The sequence below is a fragment of the Hymenobacter properus genome, from assembly GCF_015694735.1.
In the GTDB taxonomy this organism is placed as follows: Bacteria; Bacteroidota; Bacteroidia; order Cytophagales; family Hymenobacteraceae; genus Hymenobacter; species Hymenobacter properus.
Genome location: NZ_JADQDP010000002.1, coordinates 267,085 through 285,732, shown reverse-complemented (window position 1 = coordinate 285,732; position 18,648 = coordinate 267,085). Strand labels below are relative to the sequence as shown.

20 protein-coding genes are annotated in these 18,648 nt (G+C 62.9%); all 20 read left to right on the top strand.

The window, feature by feature from the left end; translation table 11 throughout:
• The first annotated feature begins 48 nt into the window (after positions 1-48).
• The gene (gene metF / locus I2I01_RS07435; RefSeq protein ID WP_196285823.1) at positions 49-1,005 is read left to right on the top strand and encodes a methylenetetrahydrofolate reductase [NAD(P)H]; all 957 of its coding nucleotides are present in this window, start codon (positions 49-51) and stop codon (positions 1,003-1,005) included.
• 157 nt (positions 1,006-1,162) lie between these two features.
• A complete protein-coding gene (locus I2I01_RS07430) occupies positions 1,163-1,642 on the top strand; it encodes a tetratricopeptide repeat protein (RefSeq protein WP_196285822.1) in 480 nt (159 codons plus the stop codon).
• Between the two features lie 97 nt (positions 1,643-1,739).
• On the top strand, positions 1,740-2,321 hold the full coding sequence (locus I2I01_RS07425) for an energy transducer TonB (protein WP_196285821.1): 582 nt from the start codon (positions 1,740-1,742) through the stop codon (positions 2,319-2,321).
• A gap of 44 nt (positions 2,322-2,365) precedes the next feature.
• Positions 2,366-2,932, top strand: a complete 567-nt coding sequence (locus I2I01_RS07420) for a hypothetical protein (protein WP_196285820.1) — start codon at positions 2,366-2,368, stop codon at positions 2,930-2,932.
• A 107-nt stretch (positions 2,933-3,039) separates the two neighbouring features.
• A complete protein-coding gene (locus I2I01_RS07415; protein WP_196285819.1) occupies positions 3,040-3,480 on the top strand; it encodes a putative signal transducing protein in 441 nt (146 codons plus the stop codon).
• Positions 3,481-3,541: 61 nt separating this feature from the next.
• A complete protein-coding gene (locus tag I2I01_RS07410; RefSeq protein ID WP_196285818.1) occupies positions 3,542-4,708 on the top strand; it encodes a PA14 domain-containing protein in 1,167 nt (388 codons plus the stop codon).
• A gap of 55 nt (positions 4,709-4,763) precedes the next feature.
• Complete coding sequence (locus I2I01_RS07405; RefSeq protein WP_196285817.1) at positions 4,764-5,546, top strand: MIP/aquaporin family protein; 783 nt, start codon at positions 4,764-4,766, stop codon at positions 5,544-5,546.
• A 169-nt stretch (positions 5,547-5,715) separates the two neighbouring features.
• Entirely contained in the window at positions 5,716-6,573 is an 858-nt protein-coding gene (locus I2I01_RS07400) for an SDR family oxidoreductase (RefSeq protein WP_196286693.1), read from the top strand.
• 139 nt (positions 6,574-6,712) lie between these two features.
• Positions 6,713-8,122 carry an L-lactate MFS transporter gene (locus I2I01_RS07395; protein WP_196285816.1) on the top strand — a complete coding sequence of 470 codons (1,410 nt, stop codon included), beginning with the start codon at positions 6,713-6,715 and terminating at the stop codon, positions 8,120-8,122.
• 32 nt (positions 8,123-8,154) lie between these two features.
• A complete protein-coding gene (locus I2I01_RS07390; RefSeq protein ID WP_196286736.1) occupies positions 8,155-8,307 on the top strand; it encodes an MFS transporter small subunit in 153 nt (50 codons plus the stop codon).
• A 175-nt stretch (positions 8,308-8,482) separates the two neighbouring features.
• The gene (locus I2I01_RS07385; RefSeq protein ID WP_196285815.1) at positions 8,483-9,088 is read left to right on the top strand and encodes a gluconate 2-dehydrogenase subunit 3 family protein; all 606 of its coding nucleotides are present in this window, start codon (positions 8,483-8,485) and stop codon (positions 9,086-9,088) included.
• Between the two features lie 118 nt (positions 9,089-9,206).
• A complete protein-coding gene (locus I2I01_RS07380; protein ID WP_196285814.1) occupies positions 9,207-10,904 on the top strand; it encodes a GMC family oxidoreductase in 1,698 nt (565 codons plus the stop codon).
• Positions 10,905-10,999: 95 nt separating this feature from the next.
• Complete coding sequence (locus tag I2I01_RS07375) at positions 11,000-12,334, top strand: family 1 glycosylhydrolase (RefSeq protein ID WP_196285813.1); 1,335 nt, start codon at positions 11,000-11,002, stop codon at positions 12,332-12,334.
• Positions 12,334-12,648 (top strand): hypothetical protein, encoded by a 315-nt coding sequence (locus I2I01_RS07370; RefSeq protein ID WP_196285812.1) that lies wholly within the window; start codon positions 12,334-12,336, stop codon positions 12,646-12,648. The genes I2I01_RS07375 and I2I01_RS07370 overlap by 1 nt, the downstream gene beginning before the upstream one ends.
• 174 nt (positions 12,649-12,822) lie before the next feature.
• Positions 12,823-13,377, top strand: coding sequence for a hypothetical protein (locus I2I01_RS07365; RefSeq protein ID WP_196285811.1), 555 nt, complete (start codon positions 12,823-12,825; stop codon positions 13,375-13,377).
• 264 nt (positions 13,378-13,641) lie between these two features.
• Positions 13,642-16,173, top strand: a complete 2,532-nt coding sequence (locus tag I2I01_RS07360) for a DUF5686 and carboxypeptidase-like regulatory domain-containing protein (protein WP_196285810.1) — start codon at positions 13,642-13,644, stop codon at positions 16,171-16,173.
• Between the two features lie 156 nt (positions 16,174-16,329).
• Positions 16,330-16,629: a fibronectin type III-like domain-contianing protein gene (locus tag I2I01_RS07355; RefSeq protein WP_196285809.1), complete on the top strand. Its 300-nt coding sequence runs from the start codon at positions 16,330-16,332 to the stop codon at positions 16,627-16,629.
• A 227-nt stretch (positions 16,630-16,856) separates the two neighbouring features.
• The gene (locus I2I01_RS07350) at positions 16,857-17,222 is read left to right on the top strand and encodes a hypothetical protein (RefSeq protein ID WP_196285808.1); all 366 of its coding nucleotides are present in this window, start codon (positions 16,857-16,859) and stop codon (positions 17,220-17,222) included.
• Positions 17,223-17,360: 138 nt separating this feature from the next.
• Complete coding sequence (locus tag I2I01_RS07345; RefSeq protein ID WP_196285807.1) at positions 17,361-17,732, top strand: hypothetical protein; 372 nt, start codon at positions 17,361-17,363, stop codon at positions 17,730-17,732.
• A 17-nt stretch (positions 17,733-17,749) separates the two neighbouring features.
• On the top strand, positions 17,750-18,640 hold the full coding sequence (locus I2I01_RS07340) for a hypothetical protein (protein ID WP_196285806.1): 891 nt from the start codon (positions 17,750-17,752) through the stop codon (positions 18,638-18,640).
• Positions 18,641-18,648 lie beyond the last annotated feature (8 nt).

Genomic DNA, 18,648 nt, shown 5'->3' with positions numbered 1-18,648 from the left:
ATTGACTTTACGCTTCCAAGCGCGGACTAAAAGTCCGCGCTACACTCAATGAAAGTTACCGACCACCTGGAGCGTGCCAAGGGCAAGACGCTCTTCTCCTTTGAAGTGCTGCCGCCGAAAAAGGGCGAAAACATCCACAACCTGTTTTCGAACATTGAGCCCCTGATGGAGTTCAAGCCGCCGTTTATCGACGTGACCTACCACCGCGAGGAGTATGTGTACCGCCACCACCCCAACGGCCTGCTCGAAAAGAAAACCGTGCGCCGGCGCCCCGGCACGGTGGGCATTTGCGCGGCCATCAAAAACCGGTTTGATGTGGACACCGTGCCCCACCTCATCTGCGGCGGCTTCACGAAGGAGGAAACGGAAAATGCGCTGATTGACTTACACTTCCTCGGCATCGACTCTATCCTGGCCCTGCGCGGCGACCCCATCAAGAGCGAGGGCGTGTTCAAGCCCGAGCCTGACGGCCACGCCTACGCCTGCGACCTCATCGGGCAGGTGGCCAACCTGAACAAGGGCGAATACCTCGACCAGGAGCAGGACGACACCTGGGCCACTAATTTCTGCATTGGCACGGCGGGCTACCCCGAAAAGCACTTCGAGGCGCCCAACTACAACGCCGACATCCGCTACCTCAAGCACAAGGTGGACCGCGGCGCCGACTACATCGTGACGCAGATGTTTTTCGATAACGAGGAGTTTTTCCGCTTCGAGAAGCTGTGCCGGGCCGCAGGCATTGACGTGCCCATCATTCCGGGCCTCAAGCCGCTCACCACCAAGAGCCAGCTCACCATGCTGCCCCGCTCCTTCTACCTCAACCTGCCCGAGCCCTTGGTGGAAGCCGTGAGCCAGTGCCGCGACAACGACGCGGCCCGCGCCGTGGGCATTGAGTGGTGCCTCAACCAGAGCCGCGAGCTGATGGCCCACGGCGTGCCCTGCCTGCACTACTACAGCATGGGCAAGTCGGAAAGCATCCGGCGAGTGGCAGCGGAGTTATTTTAAGTCAGGTTTGGGGTAAACCCAGAACGTCATGCAGAGCGCCAGCGAAGCATCTTTACCGCAATAGCAATTCAATCGTATGGATTGATTAGTTGTGCGGTAAAGATGCTTCGCTGGCGCTCTGCATGACGTCCTTTTTAAAACCTGACCGAATCAAAGAATGCTCGACGACCTGTTTGCCCAACTGCGCACAGCTACTGCGCCGGCCGAGATTGAGGCACTGCAAAGTGGTATCTGGCAGCTCTGGCTCACGAGCGGCGACGTGGCCCTCGACAAAGTGCTGGAGGCTGGCATGCGCGCCATGCAGGCCGAAGACCACACGCTGGCCATTAAACATTTTACCGAAATAATTCAAATTAATCCGGCATTCGCCGAGGCTTGGAACAAGCGGGCCACGGCGCATTACCTGCGCGGCGAATACCGGGCTTCGCTTGATGACATTGCCGAGACGCTGCGCCGGGAGCCCCGGCACTTTGGGGCGCTGTGGGGCGAGGCCAGCATCTGGCGGCAGCTCGGCGAGTACCGGCGGGCACTGCGGGTACTGAGCCAGTTGGCCGCTATTTGCCCGCACCTGCCTGGCCTTCACGAACAACAGCTCTACTTCCGGGAACGCCTCGAAGACGGCGGAGCAATGGAGTAGCATTATGGGTAAGAAGAAGATTTTGCTACCTTAGGTCTCAGCAAACGTTTGGGACCGAACCAGCAGCAATTTCTCATTCTTCAATACCCGTGCTACTATGAATAATTACATTTACTCCATTTGTCAACTTTTCCTCATCACGCTGACGCTGACAGCCAACGCCCAAAAAATGCACACCACCAAATGGGAAAGCGGCCAACTCGACCGCCGCACCAAAGTGGGCGTGTGGGAATACTACGGCTACACGGCCTCGAAGGAGCAGGTGGTGGTGCAGCGCTACGACCATTCGACCAAAGAATTGCTGTATTTCCGCCCCAATGGCGAGTTTATCTATAACATCGAAATGAAGCCCGGCCAGTGGACGCGGCACGCCGTGGACCGGCCGCCGCTGTTCATTGGTGGCGACCCGGCCCTGGCCACCTACACCACCCAGCTGCAATACCCACCGCAAGCGCAGGAGCGCAACATCCAAGGCCAGGTCACGGTGAGTTTTGCGGTTGATACGCTGGGGCGGGCCAGTGGGCACCGGGTGCTGCGCAGCATTGGGGGCGGCTGCGACCAGGAGGCCCTGCGCGTGGCCCGCACCATCCCGGATGAGTGGATTCCGGCCAAGCTGGGCAGCCACGCGGTGGCCGTCGAATATGAGCTGACGCTTACCTTTCGCCTGGCCCAGCCGTAGAAGGCGGGGCTGAATTGGCTCCACCACCTGCCCGCCTGTGCGCTATGAAACTACGATTTGAAGGAAACAGCGGCCGCTGCGCCCGGCTGGCTGGCACCCTCGCGGCCCTGACGCTGGCCCTGACCAGCTGCGACTCAACCCCGAACGAACGCCGCGCCGCCGCCCGCAATGCCGGCCGCGAACTCGACACCCTGGCCAGCAGCGCGGCCCACAAGCTCGCCCGCGTGGGCAAAGGCGCCGCCACCTACAACGCCGCCAACCGCGCCCGCCGCGCCCGGCCCCTCGACCCGCGCCAGCAGATTGCTATGGAAACCAAGCTGCTGGGGCCGTACTCGGGCCAGGTAAATGCCCTCACGCCGGCCGACCTGCCCAATGCCTACACCCAATTTATTCGGGAAGTACGCGCCCAGCGCGGCGCCTGGACCGACCGCGACTGGGACTACGCCCGCGCCGTGTACCAGCGCCTGAACGACCAGCTCAAGCAAATTCGGCTCGACATGCCGGCCCGCTATGAAGTAGCCATTCGGGCCCGGCAGGCCGAGTGGGTGACGCTGCAAGCCGGCCACACGGCCTCCGGCATCAGCGACGCCACCAAAGCGCAGCCGAAATAAGAAATGTTGAGTGCTGCGGGTTGAATGTTGAGTTGCCAGTCGACCATTATCCGGCTCCGGAACTGAATCATTCAACACGCAGCAGTCAAAACTCAACACTTCCCAAGGTGCCCGGTCCCGATTCCATCGTTTTTCTTGAATCGTTTTACGAGCCGCTGGCGGCCAACCTGGCGCGCACCCGCCTGGAGGCGGCGGGCATTCCGTGCTTTCTGAGCAACGAAAACCTGGTGTCGCTGCTGCCGCTCTACAGCCCCATCACGGGTGGCGTGCGGCTGTATGTGCGGCAGCGCGACGCCGAGGCGGCCCTGGAAATCCTGCACCACGAGCCGGTGCCGCTAGCCACCGAGCCCGACGTAGCCTCCTTCGCCGCCGATGCCCCCGACCCGGTGACGCCGCGCTGCCCCCGCTGCGGGTCATCGGATGTGGCCTGGGGGCCGGCCACGCGCAATACCTATGGCTTCTGGGAATCGGTGCTGTCGGTGCTACTGCGGTTTCCGGTGCGGGGCCACCGGTATCACTGCTTCCATTGTGGGAACGAGTTTAAGTAGAGCGGCCGGGTGGGTTTCGTGAAAATGATACTACTTTTTGGAGCCGTTGCGTTGTCGAAAGATGAGCTCCCTGAATAACAAACGCCGGCCCATAGTGGCCTTACTTTCGATACTGCTGGCCACGCAAGTAGCTGGGGCACAAGGCCAGGCGCAGCCCGCCATTAACGGTTTGCGGGGCGACTACTACGAGGGCACTGATTTTGAAAAGTATGTTTTGACCCGGCGCGACGCCACTATCGATTTCAATTGGGGCCATCAGCCGCCCGCGCCAGGCCTGCCAGCCGAGGATTTTTCGGTGCGCTGGACGGGCTGGCTGGTACCGCCGGCCAGCGGCGAATATACCTTTCACGTAACCGTGGACGACGGCATCCGGCTGTGGGTGAACGACAAACTGCTACTAAATGAGTGGCGCGGGCAGCCCGTAAGCGTATACACCGCCACCGTGACGCTGCGGGCCGGCGAGCCCTACCGCCTGCGGGTCGACTACTGCCAATACCGCCTCGATACCCGCGTGTTCGTCAACTGGGAGCTGCCGTCGACGGTGTCTTCCTCCTGGCGAAATCTATGGGGCGTGGCCGCCAGCAAACCCAAGCCCGTGCCCATTTCGGCGGCTTATTTGTTTCGGAGCAATCCCAAACTAGTGGCAAGGCCGGCCACCCCTCCCACGCCGGCCCCCAAAGCGCTGGCTCCTCAAACGGTGGCCGCAAGCAAGCCGCCACTGCCCGCGCCGCCACCGAGGAAAAAACCAGTGGCGTCGGCATTGCCCCGCATACCAGCACCGAAGCCTGTGGCCACAAAGCGGGTGGTGCCAGCAGTAGAAAAGGCCCCTCTTCCCGTTTCGGTCGTTATTGATTCGAGCAGCACGGCGCGGCTGACCACGTTGGCAGTGGGCGAGGCCTTGACCCTGCCCGAGCTTTATTTCGACCAGGGGCAGGCGCGGCTGCTGCCGGCCGTGCGCACTGCCCTGGACGGGCTGGCTGCCACCTTGCGCGCCCAGCCGGCGTTGCGCTTCGAAGTGCAGGGCCACACCGACAACGTGGGCAATGCCGAGCTCAACCGCCAGCTGTCGCAGCAGCGAGCCGAGGTGGTGTGCCTCTACCTCACGGCCCACGGCGTGGCGGCCGGGCAGCTGCGTCCCGTGGGCTACGGCGGCACCCAGCCCGTGGCCGACAACGCCGACCCTGCCCAGCGCCCGCGCAACCGCCGGGTGGCATTGCGCCGGCTGTAAGGCCAACCCCGTGGCCTTTTCTGCGTTGCATCAACGCACCCATTGGCCCACCCCTATGGCATTTGCCACCCGCATGACCCAGGCCCTGCGCCAAAATTGGAGGCATTATTTGGTTGAAGCGGGCGGCATCATCGCCTTTCTCACGTTTTCGAGCCTGGCCGCGGTGGTCTTTCACCATCCCGATTCGGCGGTGGCGCGGGCGCTGGGGCCGCGGGAGTGGGTGCAGCGCATCGGGATGGGGCTGGTGGTGGGCGGCCTGATTGCGGCCATGGCTTACTCGCCCTGGGGAAAACGCTCGGGCGCCCACTTCAACCCGGCCGTGACGCTTGGCTTCTGGCACCTGGGGCACATCGCCGCGGCCGATGCGCTGTGGTATGCGCTGGCACAGTTTGCGGGGGCCCTGGGAGCGGGCGCGGTGCTGCATTGGGCGTTGGCGCCGTGGTTTGGGCACCCAAGTATTCACCACAACACCACCCGCCCCCTGGAAGGCCCCCACGGCTGGGCGGTGGCGCTGGGCGCGGAGGTCGTTATTTCCAGCATGCTGATGCTGGGACTGCTATGGACCATGCACTCGGCCCGGGGCAAAAAGTGGACGGGCGCGCTGGCCGGCCTGCTGCTGGCCGTGTTTGTGGTGGTTGAGGCACCGCTGTCGGGCATGAGTTTGAACCCGGCCCGCACCCTTGGCTCGGCCGTGGCGGCGGGTGAGGCGCCGCACCTGTGGCTGTATTTTGTGGGGCCGCTGGGCGCCATGTGGGCCACGGCCGAAGCCTACCGACGCCACCGACTTCGCCGGCTTCCCACCGAGTACCCGCCCCAATTTCCGGATGCCGCAGCGTAGGCCATGCCAGAAGCAATTCGCTATAGCCTTCCCCAAGTTTTTCGCGTAATGCAGGGCAACCCATACTTCCTTGCTCATGCCCACCAAAAAACCTGCGGCAGCCAAATCTGCCGCTAAGAAAGCTCCTGCTGCGCCCAAAGCGGCTCCTGCCAAAGCCGAGCGCCGCCCCATGGCCGCCGACATGAAGGCCGCTGCCCAAAAACTGCCCTATCCGGCCAAGCAAGCCGACATGAAGCTGCAGCCCGACTCCGACCTGGCCAACTACCGGGCCGCCGGCAAGCTGCAAGACAAAGTAGCCATCATCACCGGGGCCGACTCCGGCATTGGCCGGGCCGTGGCTATTGCCTTTGCCAAGGAGGGCGCCCACGTGGCCGTGGTGTTCAACGAAAACGTGGAGGATGCCGAGAAAACCAGGCAGCTGGTGGAGCGCGAAAAGCGCAAGTGCCTGCTGCTGCAGCTCGACGTGCGCGACTCCGAGCAATGCAAGCAGGCCGTGCGCCGCACCCTGGCCGAGCTGGGAGGGCTGAACATCCTGGTGAATAACGCGGCTTTCCAGAACAGCCAGTTAACGTTTGAGGAAATTCCCGAAGAGCAAATCCGCCGGACTTTCGACACCAATATTCTGGGCTACATCTGGATGGCGCAGGCGGCCATTCCGCACTTGAAGAAGGACGATTGCATCATCAATACGGGCAGCATTGTGGGCATCACGGGCATCCCCATTCTGGTGGATTATGCCGCCTCGAAGGCCGGCATTCATGCTCTCACCAAGTCGCTGGCTTTGTACCTGGGCGAGAAAGGCATTCGGGTGAACTGCGTGGTTCCCGGTCCGGTCTGGACGCCCAACATTCCCGGCACCATGCCACGCGAAGAAATCGAGAAATTCGGTCACGAAGTGGCACTCAAGCGCCCCGGGCAGCCCGAAGAAATAGCCCCGGCCTACGTGCTGCTGGCATCGCAGGACGGCTCCTTCATGACCGGCAGCCTGGTGCACGTAACCGGCGGCAAGCTCAGCAGCGACGAGTAAGCCGCCCGGCTGAAAAAGGCTGTCATCCTGAGCGGAGCGAAGGACCTTCTCGCGTTGGAACGACTGCTTCTGGCGTGAGAAGGTCCTTCGCTAAGCTCAGGATGACAGACGAATTCTTAACTATAATCCACTTTGCTTTATGACCGACAACTCCTCCTCGCTGCTCGACCGCAGCCGCACCGTGGCCGGCCCCGGCTACAACCGCTGGCTGGTGCCGCCGGCGGCGCTGGCCATTCACCTGGCTATTGGGCAAGCGTATGCGTTCAGCGTGTTCAACAAGCCGCTGGGCGCGCTCATCAGCGGCGACGTGGACAAGCCCGCGTCCGACGACTGGACGCCGCTGCAAATCGGCGTCACGTTTTCCATCGCCATTGTGCTGCTGGGCTTGTCAGCGGCCGTGTTTGGGAAGTGGCTGGAGCGCGTGGGGCCGCGCAAGGCCATGCTGGCGGCGTCGCTGTGCTTTGGCGGCGGCTTTCTGATTGGGGCGCTGGGGGTGCACCTACACAACCTCTGGCTGCTGTATTTCGGCTATGGCTTTGTGGGCGGCATCGGGTTGGGCATCGGCTACATTTCGCCGGTGAGCACGCTGATTAAGTGGTTTCCCGACCGCAAGGGCGTGGCCACGGGCATGGCCATAATGGGCTTTGGCGGCGGCGCTATGATTGGCTCGCCCTTGGCCAACAACCTGATGAACCATTTCAAAGCCTCGGCCCCGATGGGTGTAGCGCCTACGTTCATTGTGATGGGCCTTATTTACCTGGTTTTTATGCAGTTTGGCGTCTGGACCATTCGGGTGCCGGCCGATGACTGGAAACCTGCCGGCTACGTGCCCAGCACCGAGCACAACGACCTCATCACCACGGCCAACGTCTCGGCCGACAACGCCATCAAAACGCCGCAGTTCTGGCTGCTGTGGGTGGTGCTGCTCTGCAACGTGACGGCCGGCATTGGGGTGCTCGAAACCGCCTCCCCGCTTATTCAGGAGACGTTTTCGGACTCGGCCATGGGCCCGGGCAAGGGCGTGACGGCGGCCGCGGCGGCTGGCTTCGTGGGCTTGCTTAGCTTGTTCAACTTGCTGGGCCGCTTCTTCTGGTCGTCGGCCTCAGACAAGTTGGGCCGGAAGGTGGCCTACGCCATCTACTTCGGGCTGGGTATGGTTCTCTACGCCTTGATTCCAACACTGGGCCACAACCTGCAGCTGACCTTGTTTGTGGCCGTGGCTTGTGTGATTATCAGCATGTACGGCGGCGGCTTTGCCACGGCGCCCGCCTACTTGTCCGACCTTTTTGGCAAGTACCAGGTGGGCGCCATCCACGGCCGTTTGCTCACGGCCTGGAGCACGGCCGGGGTGCTGGGCCCGCTCATTGTGCACTACCTCTCCAACAGCCGCAAAGCCCAGGGCCTATCGGGCGCTGCGGCCTACCAAACGGTGTTTTACACCATGGCCGGCTTGCTGGTGGTGGGCTTCATCGCCAACATCGTTGTGACGGCCGTGAACGAGCGGTATTACGAAAAGGGCCCAGTTACGATAGAACCCGGCGCCCACTAGGCTTCATTTCCAATTTCTAATCTGACTGCATTATGAATCCGCAATCCAATTCCCCTACGCCGCCGGCCACGACGGCCGACACTAGCAGCGGCGGCTCGGTGGTGCTGGCTTGGCTGGTGGTGGGCCTGCCCCTGGCCTGGGGCGTGTCGCAAACCTTTATCAAAGCACTGGCTTTGTTCAAGTAAGCCCGTTCATTTCCTCTGGTTTCTAGGAGCAGCCGGCCCGCAAACTGGCTGCTCTTTTTATGAATTTTGTTTAAGAAATAAACCCCAAAAGTTGAACCCTTTGGATGGGCTTCCCTCGTAAGGAGTATTAGCTGAGCCGTTCCTGGCGGTGCGGCTGTCAGCCCAAGCTCCTTATATGCTCACTCCCGAATACCCAAGCGGCACCGTGCGCGCCCTTCTGGACAGCTCGCACGTTTCCGAAGCCACCCGCGCCGCTTTGCAAGCCCGGCTCGAAGCGCCCGCAGCCTACGTGCCGCAGTTTCTGGCCCCCGACGCCTACGCGCTGCTCGAAGCCGTGGCCGCCCGCCTCTTCCCGCAGCCCGACCGGCCCACGCAGCCTGTGCCGCTGGCCCCGGCCGTGGACCAGCGCCTGGCCGAAGGCCGCGCCGACGGCTGGCGCTACGACGCCCTGCCGCCCGACCGCGAGGCCTACCGGCTGGGCCTCGGCGGCATTCAGGAAATTGCGCAGGCATTGTTCCAGGCCAATTTCGCGGACCTGAATACTACCGGGCAAGACGCCGTGCTGAAGGCACTGGCTACCGGCAACCCACCCGGCGCCACCTGGCAAACCCTCGATGCAGGCCGCTTCTTCGAGGAGCTGCTGGCCGAGCTGACCGAAACCTACTACGCCCACCCGCTGGCCCAGGAAGAAATTGGCTACGTAGGCATGGCCGACCTGCCCGCCTGGACGAAAATCGGCCTCAACCAGAAAGAAGACCGGGAGCCGTCCCTGTCATCCTGAGCATAGCGAAGGACCTTATCACGTCAGCAGCAAAATACTGCAAGGTATTCAGGCTTGATAAGGTCCTTCGCTATGCTCAGGATGACAGCCGATTTCCTCCTCAAACATATTGATATCCATGCCCGACGAAGAAGTTCTCGAAGAAGGCGTCCTCAACCCCATCAAGCCCGAAGTGCAGGACCCGCTGCTACGCGCGCTGCTGGCCGACGAGCCTGCTCCGGCGGCCGCAACGCCCGTTGATACTCCGCTGGAACAGCCCCAGGCCGTGGAGCCCGAAGCCGACGAGGTGGACTGCGTGGTGATAGGGCTGGGCGCGGGCGGCGCGCCACTGCTGGCCCGCCTGGCCATGGCCGGCCTGAAAGTGGTGGCCCTCGAAGCTGGCCCCTGGCACAACCCTGAGAAGGACTTTGCCACCGATGAAAGGGCGCAAGACTTCTTGTTTTGGAACGACGAGCGGCTCTCGGCGGGCCACGACCCGCTGGCCATGGGCAAAAACAACTCCGGCATGGGCGTGGGCGGCTCAACACTGCACTACACCGCGTACACGCCCCGCCCCCTGCCCGACGACCTGAGCCTGCGGCGCGACTTTGGCCGGGGCGAAGACTGGCCGGTGAGCTACCAGGAGCTGGAACCGTACTACGAGGAACTGGAGCAGTTTCTGGGCATCTCGGGCCCCACGCCCTACCCTTGGGGCCCGACCCGCCGCAAGGGCTACCCGCTGGCGCCGCTGCCACTCAATAGCGCCGCCCAGCTAATGGTGCGTGGTGCCGAGAAGGTGGGCATTCGTACCTCGCCGGCGGCCAATGCGGCGCTGTCGGGGCGCTACTACCAGGAGGGCGTGGGCTGGCGCGAGGCCTGCACCAACCGCGGTTTCTGCCAGGCCGGCTGTTTCAACGGCGCCAAGGCCAGCATGGACGTCACCTTCATTCCGCTGGCCGTGAAGCACGGCGCCGACATCAGGCCCAACAGCTTCGTGACGGAGATTGAGCGCGACGCGCGGGGCTACATCACCGGTGTGGTGTACACCCAGAATGGCGAGCAGAAGCGCCAGCGTTGTCGCCATCTGTTCCTGTGCGCCGGCTCGGTGGAAACACCTCGCTTGCTGCTGCTGAACGAGTTGGCTCTGACCAGCGGGCAAGTGGGCAAAAACCTCATGGCCCACCCCGGCCTGCAGGTGTTCGGCACCTTTGCCGAGGAAGTGCGGCCCAACAAGGGCATTCCGGGCGGCCTGATTTCGCAAGACACCCACCGGCCGCAGGATGCGGATTTCGCGGGCGGGTACTTGCTGCAAAGCATTGGCGTGATGCCTGTGACGTTTGCCGGGCAGGTAGCACGCGGGCGCAAGCTCTGGGGCCAGCCCCTGCGCGACTACATGCGCAACTTCAACCACATTGCCGGCATCAACATCTTGGGCGACTGCCTGCCGCACGCCGACAACTTCTTGGAACTGGCCGAGGAAAAGGACGCCCGCGGCCTGCCCAAGCCGCGCCTGCACTTCACCGCTCAGGAAAACGAGCAGCGCATGAACGCCCACGCCGAGAAGACGATGCGCAGCATCTGGGAAGCGGCCGGCGCCACCGACATCTGGGCGTTTCAGCGCTACGCGCACGTCATCGGCACGGCGCGCATGGGCCTGAGCGGCGATGATGCCGTGGTGGACGCCAACGGCCGCGCCTTCGACGTGCCCAACCTCTACATCGCCGACAATTCCGTTTTCCCCAGCGCCCTAAGCGTGAACCCGGCTCTGACCATCATGGCCCTGAGCCTGCGCACCGCCGACAAGTTTCTGGAGCAACAGCAGCGGCGCGACGTTTGATTCTGGTTGTTAGTTGCTCGTTGTCAGTTGTTAGTCAATGACTACTCCTTGAACAGCCTGACAACCGACAACAAGCAACTGACAACTATTCTTTCATGAAAACCTTCCTCACCCACATCAAGGAGAAGTACGGCGACGGCGGCTACGCAGGCGACGAGTTTGGCGGGGCGCGCGGGCACGACGGGCGCGGCCTGCCCACGGGCCAGCCCAACAACTTCATGTTCGCCACCGGCATTGAGTGCTCGAACCCCACCATCGACCACGGCCGCATCCGGCGCGACCTGTTGCAGGAGTGCGGGCACTACGAACGGTGGCGCGAGGATTTTGCCTTAGTGAAGGAGCTGGGCCTAAAGGTGCTGCGCTACGGCCTGCCCTACCACAAAACCCACCTCGGCCCCGGCCGCTACGACTGGGAATTTGCCGACCAGGTAATGGCCGAGCTGCAGCGCCTCGAAATCACGCCCATTCTGGACTTGCTGCACTTTGGCGTGCCCGACTGGCTGGGCAATTTCCAGAACCCCGAGTTGCCCGTGCACTTCGCCGACTACGCCGCCGCCGTGGCCGAGCGATACCCCTGGGTGCGGTACTACACGCCTATCAACGAAATCTACGTGACGGCCCGCATGAGCGGCAAAGACGGCATCTGGAACGAGCAGCTGAAGACGGACCGCGGCTTTGTAACGGCCATGAAGCACCTGGTGGCGGCCAGCATCATGGCTACCCAGCAAATTGCCCAGCGCCGGCCCGATTGCATCATCGTGCAAAGCGAATCGGCCGAGTTTGTGCACGAGCTGCGCTCCAATCCCTCGCCGCAGATTACGCTGGATAACAAGCTGCGCTTCGTGTCGCTCGATTTGCTGTATGCCCACCACCCCGACGGCGATGTGCTGAACTACCTCTTTGACAACGGCCTGACCCGGCGCGAGTACGACTGGTTTATGGCTGGCGAGCCGCCCGGCTACCAGATTATGGGCAACGACTACTACGGCCGCAACGAGCGCATCATCCTGCCCGATGGCACCGAGTGCACCAGCATGGACGTGCTGGGCTGGTACAACATCACGCTGGAATACTACCGGCGCTACCGCAAGCCCGTGATGCACACCGAAACCAACGTTTTTTCGGCCCACGAGGCCCCCACCTGGCTCTGGAAGCAGTGGGTGAACATTCTTCGCATGCGCGCTGAGGGCGTGCCGGTGCTCGGCTTCACTTGGTATTCGCTCATCGACCAGGTGGACTGGGACATTGGCCTGAGCCGCCAGGTGGGCAAGGTGAACGCCTGCGGCCTCTACGATTTGGACCGCAAGCCGCGTCCCGTGGCCGCCAGCTACAAGATGCTGCTCCAGGAATACGGCCAGATTACCATTGTACCCCACGGCGAGCTGTTCGAGGTAACAAAAGGTCCGGCTACGCTCAAAGTGGAAGTATAATGCCAGCGCCAGCCGTCTTGCTGCTGCGCGTGGCCGCCGCCTGGCCTTTGCCAGGCCTGGGCATGCTGGTGCTGCCCGAAAAGCCCGCGCCAGCTCTGGCCGTCTACCCCCTGCACACAGCCCTGCCCGTGGAAGCGGCCCTGCCCGACGGAGGCCGCCACCCCGCCGTGGCCACCGTGGAAGAGCTGACCCGCTCCGACGCGCCCGCCCCCGAGCGGGGCTTACTGCTGGACCTGGAAGCCGACCGGCTTCCGGTCGGCACCGAGATATGGCTGGTTGAAGCCAGCGCCGACCCGTACGCAGGCCTTCATTGATGATGTAGTTGAAAGGCACGTCCGTCTTTGCCGACGCGTGGCCAAGGCCGTCGACTTTTTGCGGGGCTTGCTAGACGAGCGTTGGCAGGCCCCATCGGGGCGGCTAGCTTGGTGGCTACCGGTGCTGCCCGCGCGGCGCTGGGTGTTCATTTCCCACCTTTCACTTATCTCGTGATGTCCAAAATTCTTACCCCTCTGCTGTTTGGCGCGCTGCTGGCGCTGGCGGGCCAACCCCTCAGCGCCTCGGCTCAATGCCGCGACCCCTGGATTGCCAAAGCCTACCAACAGGTGGCGAGGCGCAACCCCGTGGGCCAGGGCGAAATCTGCGAATGCAACATCAAGCTCTATAATAATGGCTCCTGGGGCAATTACAACGAGTTGGTGGGCTACGTGCAGCAATTCCTGAACAGCGGCACGCGCGTGGGCTACGCGCCCCTTTCCAACGGCAACTTTGCCATGGCCATTCTCAGCGGCAACCAGGTTTCGGCCGTGTCGGTACTGAATGCGGGGGGCAACGTGGTGGCCGCGGGCGGCGGCAACGTGGTGGCGGCCGGCGGTGGCAATGTGGTAGCTGCGGGCGGTGGCAACCTGGTAGCAGCCGGCGGCGGGAACATCACGGGGCTAAGCAATAGCACTCCGGGCTTTGCGTTTGGCATGAGCCGCGGCCTGCTGGCGGCGGGCGAGCAGCGCAAGCCCACCAGCGGCAACGGCGCCATCGTTATCAAATAACCGGTACGGCCCAGCTGCTGCGACTGCCCGGCAATAGACAGCTGAATTTGCAGCGTTGCAACTTAAACAGGCGCGGATGGTGAGCAAGTCCTCACTATCCGCGCTTTTCTATTTAGCCGCCCCCGACAACAATTCATCCAGCAGGTTTAACCGTTCATCCGTTTTTTTTCTCCGCTGGCCGCGGAACTAGTTGGGAGCCACCCTTGCTTTGCGTAAATTGCGAGACTACTACTCGTCCAGGTATTTGGCTCCTTACTACTTTCTATGAAATTTCTTGCTCCGCTGCTCCTGGCCTGCCTCTTGGTATTGCCCGCCGCAGCCCAGCGTATCATCATAAGCGGCCAGGTGGTGGAAGCCGTCAACGGCGAGCCGGTGCCGTTTGCTTCCGTCTTCATCCCCAAAACCAGCAGCGGCGTTACGGCCGATGCCGACGGCAAGTTCAAGCTGGCCGTGGCCGGCTCGCCCGACTCCATTGCAGCGTCGGCCATGGGCTTTGCCACCCAGCGGCGCAAGCTCACCAACGCCCCCACCCAAACGGTGCTGTTTCGGATGAAAACCGGTGGGGTGACCCTGGGCGAGGTCTTCGTGTCGTCGCGCCAACCCGAAAACCCCGCCTTCCGCATCCTGCGCGAAGTGCAGAAGCACAAGCCCGAGAACGAGCGCAACGCCCTGCAAGCAGCCGAGTTCGACTCTTATAACCGCATCGAAACCAGCCTCATCGACCTGCCTAAGTCCCTCTCGAACCGCAAGGTGGTGAAAGACATCCGGGCGCTGGCCGTGCGGCGCGGCGCCGTGGCCGCCGCCGACCCCGACGCGCCGCTGCCCGTATTTGCCTCGGAAGTGGGCTCGCGCGTGTATCAGAAGTACTCGCCCCTGCGCCGGCGCGAAGACCTACTGCACAAGCAGATGCGTGGCGTCGGCCCCCGCGAGGGCTCGGTACTGAGCCAGATGCTGGGCTCGAACTTTCAGAGCTTCGACTTCTACCCCAACTGGCAGAACGTGCTGGGCAAGGACTTCATCTCGCCCATCGCCGAAGGCGGCCGCCTCACCTACGAGTACGAGCTACAGGACTCGGTGTTTGTGGGCAAAGACTGGTGCTACAAGATTGCCGTAACGCCCAAGCGCAGCCACGACCTGGCTTTTAAGGGCACCATCTGGATTACGCAGCAGGGCTACGCGCTGCGCCGCATCGACGTGGTAGCCAGCCCCGAAGCCAACATCAACTTCGTGAGCGACCTGCGCATCTACCAGGACCTGACCTCGCCCGACGACGGCCCCGGCATTGCGGCCCGCACCAAGCTGCTCATCAGCGTGCGGCCCTACGAAAAGCAGGCGGCCATGCTGGTACGCTTCACCACGGTGAACAGCAATATTGTGCGCAACAAGGTGCACACCGAATCCGGCTTCTACGACCAGCCCATCGTGTCGTCGCTGATGGAAACCGACGACAAATCCAGCGGACTGCTGGGTGGTTTGTCGCCCAATGGGCCGGGCTATTTCGACCAGCACCGCCCCGACACCCTGAGCCTTTCGGAGCAGCAGACGTTTGCCGTGCTCGACTCGGCCAAGTCGCTGCCGTCGGTGCGCAACGTGCTCGACTGGGTTGAACTGCTGGTGAACGGCTACAAGCGCGTGGGCAAACTCGATTTTGGTCCTATCTCGACCCTGTATGCCCACAACGACTTTGAGGGCAACCGCTTCCGCATCGGCTTCCGTACCACACCCGAAATTAGCCACAACTGGCTCACCCAAGCCTACCTGGCCTACGGCACCCTCGACGGCCGCTTCAAGTACGGCGCGCGGGTGAGCTACATTGCCGAACGCCGGCACTGGACGGTGTTTTCCGGCGAGTTTAAGCACGACGTGGAGCAGGCCGCTCTGCTCGACAACGACTTCCTCGACAACAACAACTTGTTCATTGCGGCCTCGCGCTGGGGCCGCTTCAAGCAGGGCCGCCCGGTACTGCGCGACCTCACGTCGTTCAGCATGCAGCGCGACCTGTTCCACGGCTTCACGCAGACCATGACGCTGCGCTACCAGTACGTCAACCCGCTGTTTGAAATTCACTCCCGCCCTTCCGGCCCCGGTGCTCCCATGCCCACCGACGAACCCGGCTCCAACATTTTACACCTGAGCGAGCTGGTGTCGGAATCGCGCTACGCGCCCGACGAAAACCTGGTGCAGAGCGAAAACCGCCGCCGGGCCGTGGGCCTGAAGCGCTGGCCGGTGTTTGGCTTCCGCTACACGTTGGGCGCCATCGACTGGACGCATGGCAACTTCATGTACCACAAGTTCAACCTGTCGGTGCAGCACAGCGTGTCGCTGGGCCAGCTGGGCCGCCTCACCTACCGCGCCGAGGGCAATTACATTCCCACGGCCCTGCCCTACTTCATCCTGAAAACGCCGCTGGGCAACCAGACGCCCTTCTACAACGCCAACGCGTTCAACCTGATGAATTACTTCGAGTTCGTGACGGACCGCTCGGCCTCGCTGCGCCTCGACCACCATTTCGAAGGCCTGTTCATCAACGCCATTCCCGGCCTGCGCGCCCTCAACTGGCGCTTTGTGGCCACTGGCAACGTGCTCTACGGCAAACTTTCGGACCGCAGCCGCCGCATCAACCGCGACTCGCCCGACCTGCCCGGCCAGATTTCGACCCCCTACGTGGAAGTGGGCTACGGCGTGGAAAACATCTTTAAGTTCATCCGCGTCGATTTCATTCACCGCCTCACCTACCGCGACGTGCCCAACACCAACAATTTCGGCATCAAAGTGGGCGCCCAGTTCCGCCTGTAACCGGCTGTAACCGGCTGCAACCCGCCGGCAGCAAAGCCCATCGGCCCAAAGCCGGTGGGCTTTCTGTATTTTAGACGCCTTACGCAATAGGCACATATTTACGCGTAGCCTCGGAGCCCGCGCGGTGGGTTTGGCAAGAAGCTGCTGAAGCTCGTTTTGAGCACGGGTTTGCTGTTGGCCAGCCTGCTGGGCCATAGCCTGACGGCCCAAGCCGCGCCCGAAGACACGCTGGTGGTGAACCCGGCCCAGCAAGCCATCTACCTCGACGAGAACCACTACAGCATGCTCGCCAAGGCAGCCATGCCGCAGAAGCAGCTCAAAGCCTTCGAGCGCATCAACCGAGCGCCGCAACAGAAGAAGACAGTAACGTTCAGCCTCACGGCCGAAGCCATTTACCCTGGAACGAGCAAAGCAACACCAGCTTCAGCCGGCAGCTCAAGGTGTATTAATTCATGAAGCAAAGCCGATGCACGCAAGGGGCTTCGTATCTCGTTTGCCGAGCCCCGCCTCCCCTGCCATTTGGCTTATGGGAAGGCAGGGCTTTGCGCTTGGTGGGGACATGGAGCCCAGCTGCCAAATATCATCTAATCTGGCCCGCAACCCAGTCTGGCGTTTTATCATTTTCGCATCATGTTGGCCTGATAGGTTTGTTTCATTCTTCACCTTCTTATCAGTTCCAACTCATGAAAAAGATGCTTTTTTCCGCTGCTGCGCTGCTGTGCACCGTGGCCGCAATGGCGCAAGCCCCCGCTTCCGCCTCGCACGCCGTGAAGCCAGCCACCACCCGCCAGCACGATGCTGACGATGAACGCGACGGCAAAGCCGGCGCCCCCGCCAACCACGGCCAGACCGTGAGCAACGTGGCCCAGACCACTACTCTGACCGGTGCCGACAAAGGCGCCGCCGTGAGCGCCGTGGCCCGCAGTGGCCGAGGCGTCGACCACGCCACCCGCAGCGCCCGCGGCGAGCACAGCCATGCCGGCGGGGGCCATCTGGGCGGCGGCCACAGCGCCGGCAGCCACGGCGGTGGCCGCGGCCACGGCCACTAAAAGCCCATCGCACATGCGCCGGCCGCGCTTCTGAGCTACTCGGGGGTGCGGCCGGCTTTGTCGCTTAGCAGCCACCCGGGCTTTGCTACGTTGTAATTTGCCTCCTTCCATTCTGCCGGGAAACCGGGTTTGCTTATCATGAAAATCGTGTTTCGCTTTCTTTTTCTGGGGCTGCTGCTCGGGGCTGCCCGGGCGCAGGCCCAGGCCGTGCCCGAGTTTGCCCAAGGCGCGCAGCCTGTGGCCCAAGCCCCGGCGCAGACCGCGCCCGGCACCGAGCCACCCGTGAAAGCCGTGCCCCAAACCGAACGCAAGCCCAAGCCCGAACGGGTGGATGACGGTGCCTCCGAAAACCCCGGCAACAGCGCGTCGGCCCGGGGCAGCCGGCCGGAGCGGAGCGCCCGCGGGGCGCGCGGCAGTCAGGGCGCCGGGGCCGGTGGCGGCCGGGGTGCCCGCGGAGCCGGGGCAGGGGGCGTGGGCCGCTCAGTAGGCGCGGGGCGCGGGCATCGATAACGACAACGGGCTTATCCATGCGCTTTTTCTACCGAACCGCTGTCCTGTTGGTGTTTCTTGGTCAGTGCCTGAGTGGCCGGCCTGCGGCCGCGCAGGACGTGGGCAGCGGGCTGCCAACCGGCAGCTCGGCCACCCCAGCTGATGCTAGCGCGGCCCACGGCGGCTTCACGGCGGCGCTGAGCTACGGCAGCAACTCGTCGTTTTTTGGCCGCACCCAAACCACGCGCTACCCTTACACAGCCGGCGAACTCATCTATAAAAGCCGCTGGGGCGTGTGGGGCTCGGCAGTGGGCTACAACCTGCTCAACACCAGTACTTTTTTGGACGAAACCGACCTGTCGGCCGGTTGGGATGGCGACTTATCGAAAACGGTGGATGCTTCGGTAAGCTACTCGCGCTTTCTGTTTGCGCCCAACAGCCCGCTCGTCAAGTCCAGCGTCAACAACTCCATTGATGGCTACGTGGGCTGGGACTGGGGCTACGTGTACACCCGCCTGAACGCAGCCTACCTGTTCGGCGAAACCAGCGACTTTTTTCTGGTGCTCGATAACTCCCGCAACTTCGAGTTCGAGAAGGTGCTCACAGACAAAGGCTACCTGTCCATCGAGCCGCGCGTGAGCGTGACAGCTGGGACGCAGCGCTTTGCCGAAACCAGCCTAGTGCAGCAGGTGCAGCGCGGCAATGGCAACGGCCGCGGCAACAGTGGCAGCGGCAAAACGACCCTCGCGACCACCACCAAGACGCGCTTTCAGGTGCTCAACTACGAGCTGCGCGTGCCCGTGACCTATTCGCTGGGCGTGGTGGCGCTGCAGGTGGCGTGGCGCTACGCCATTCCCGTGAACCTGCTGCCGGAGGATGCCTCCGGGGCGCGCTCCTACTTCACCACCAGCCTTTCCCTCAACCTGTAACCGCACGG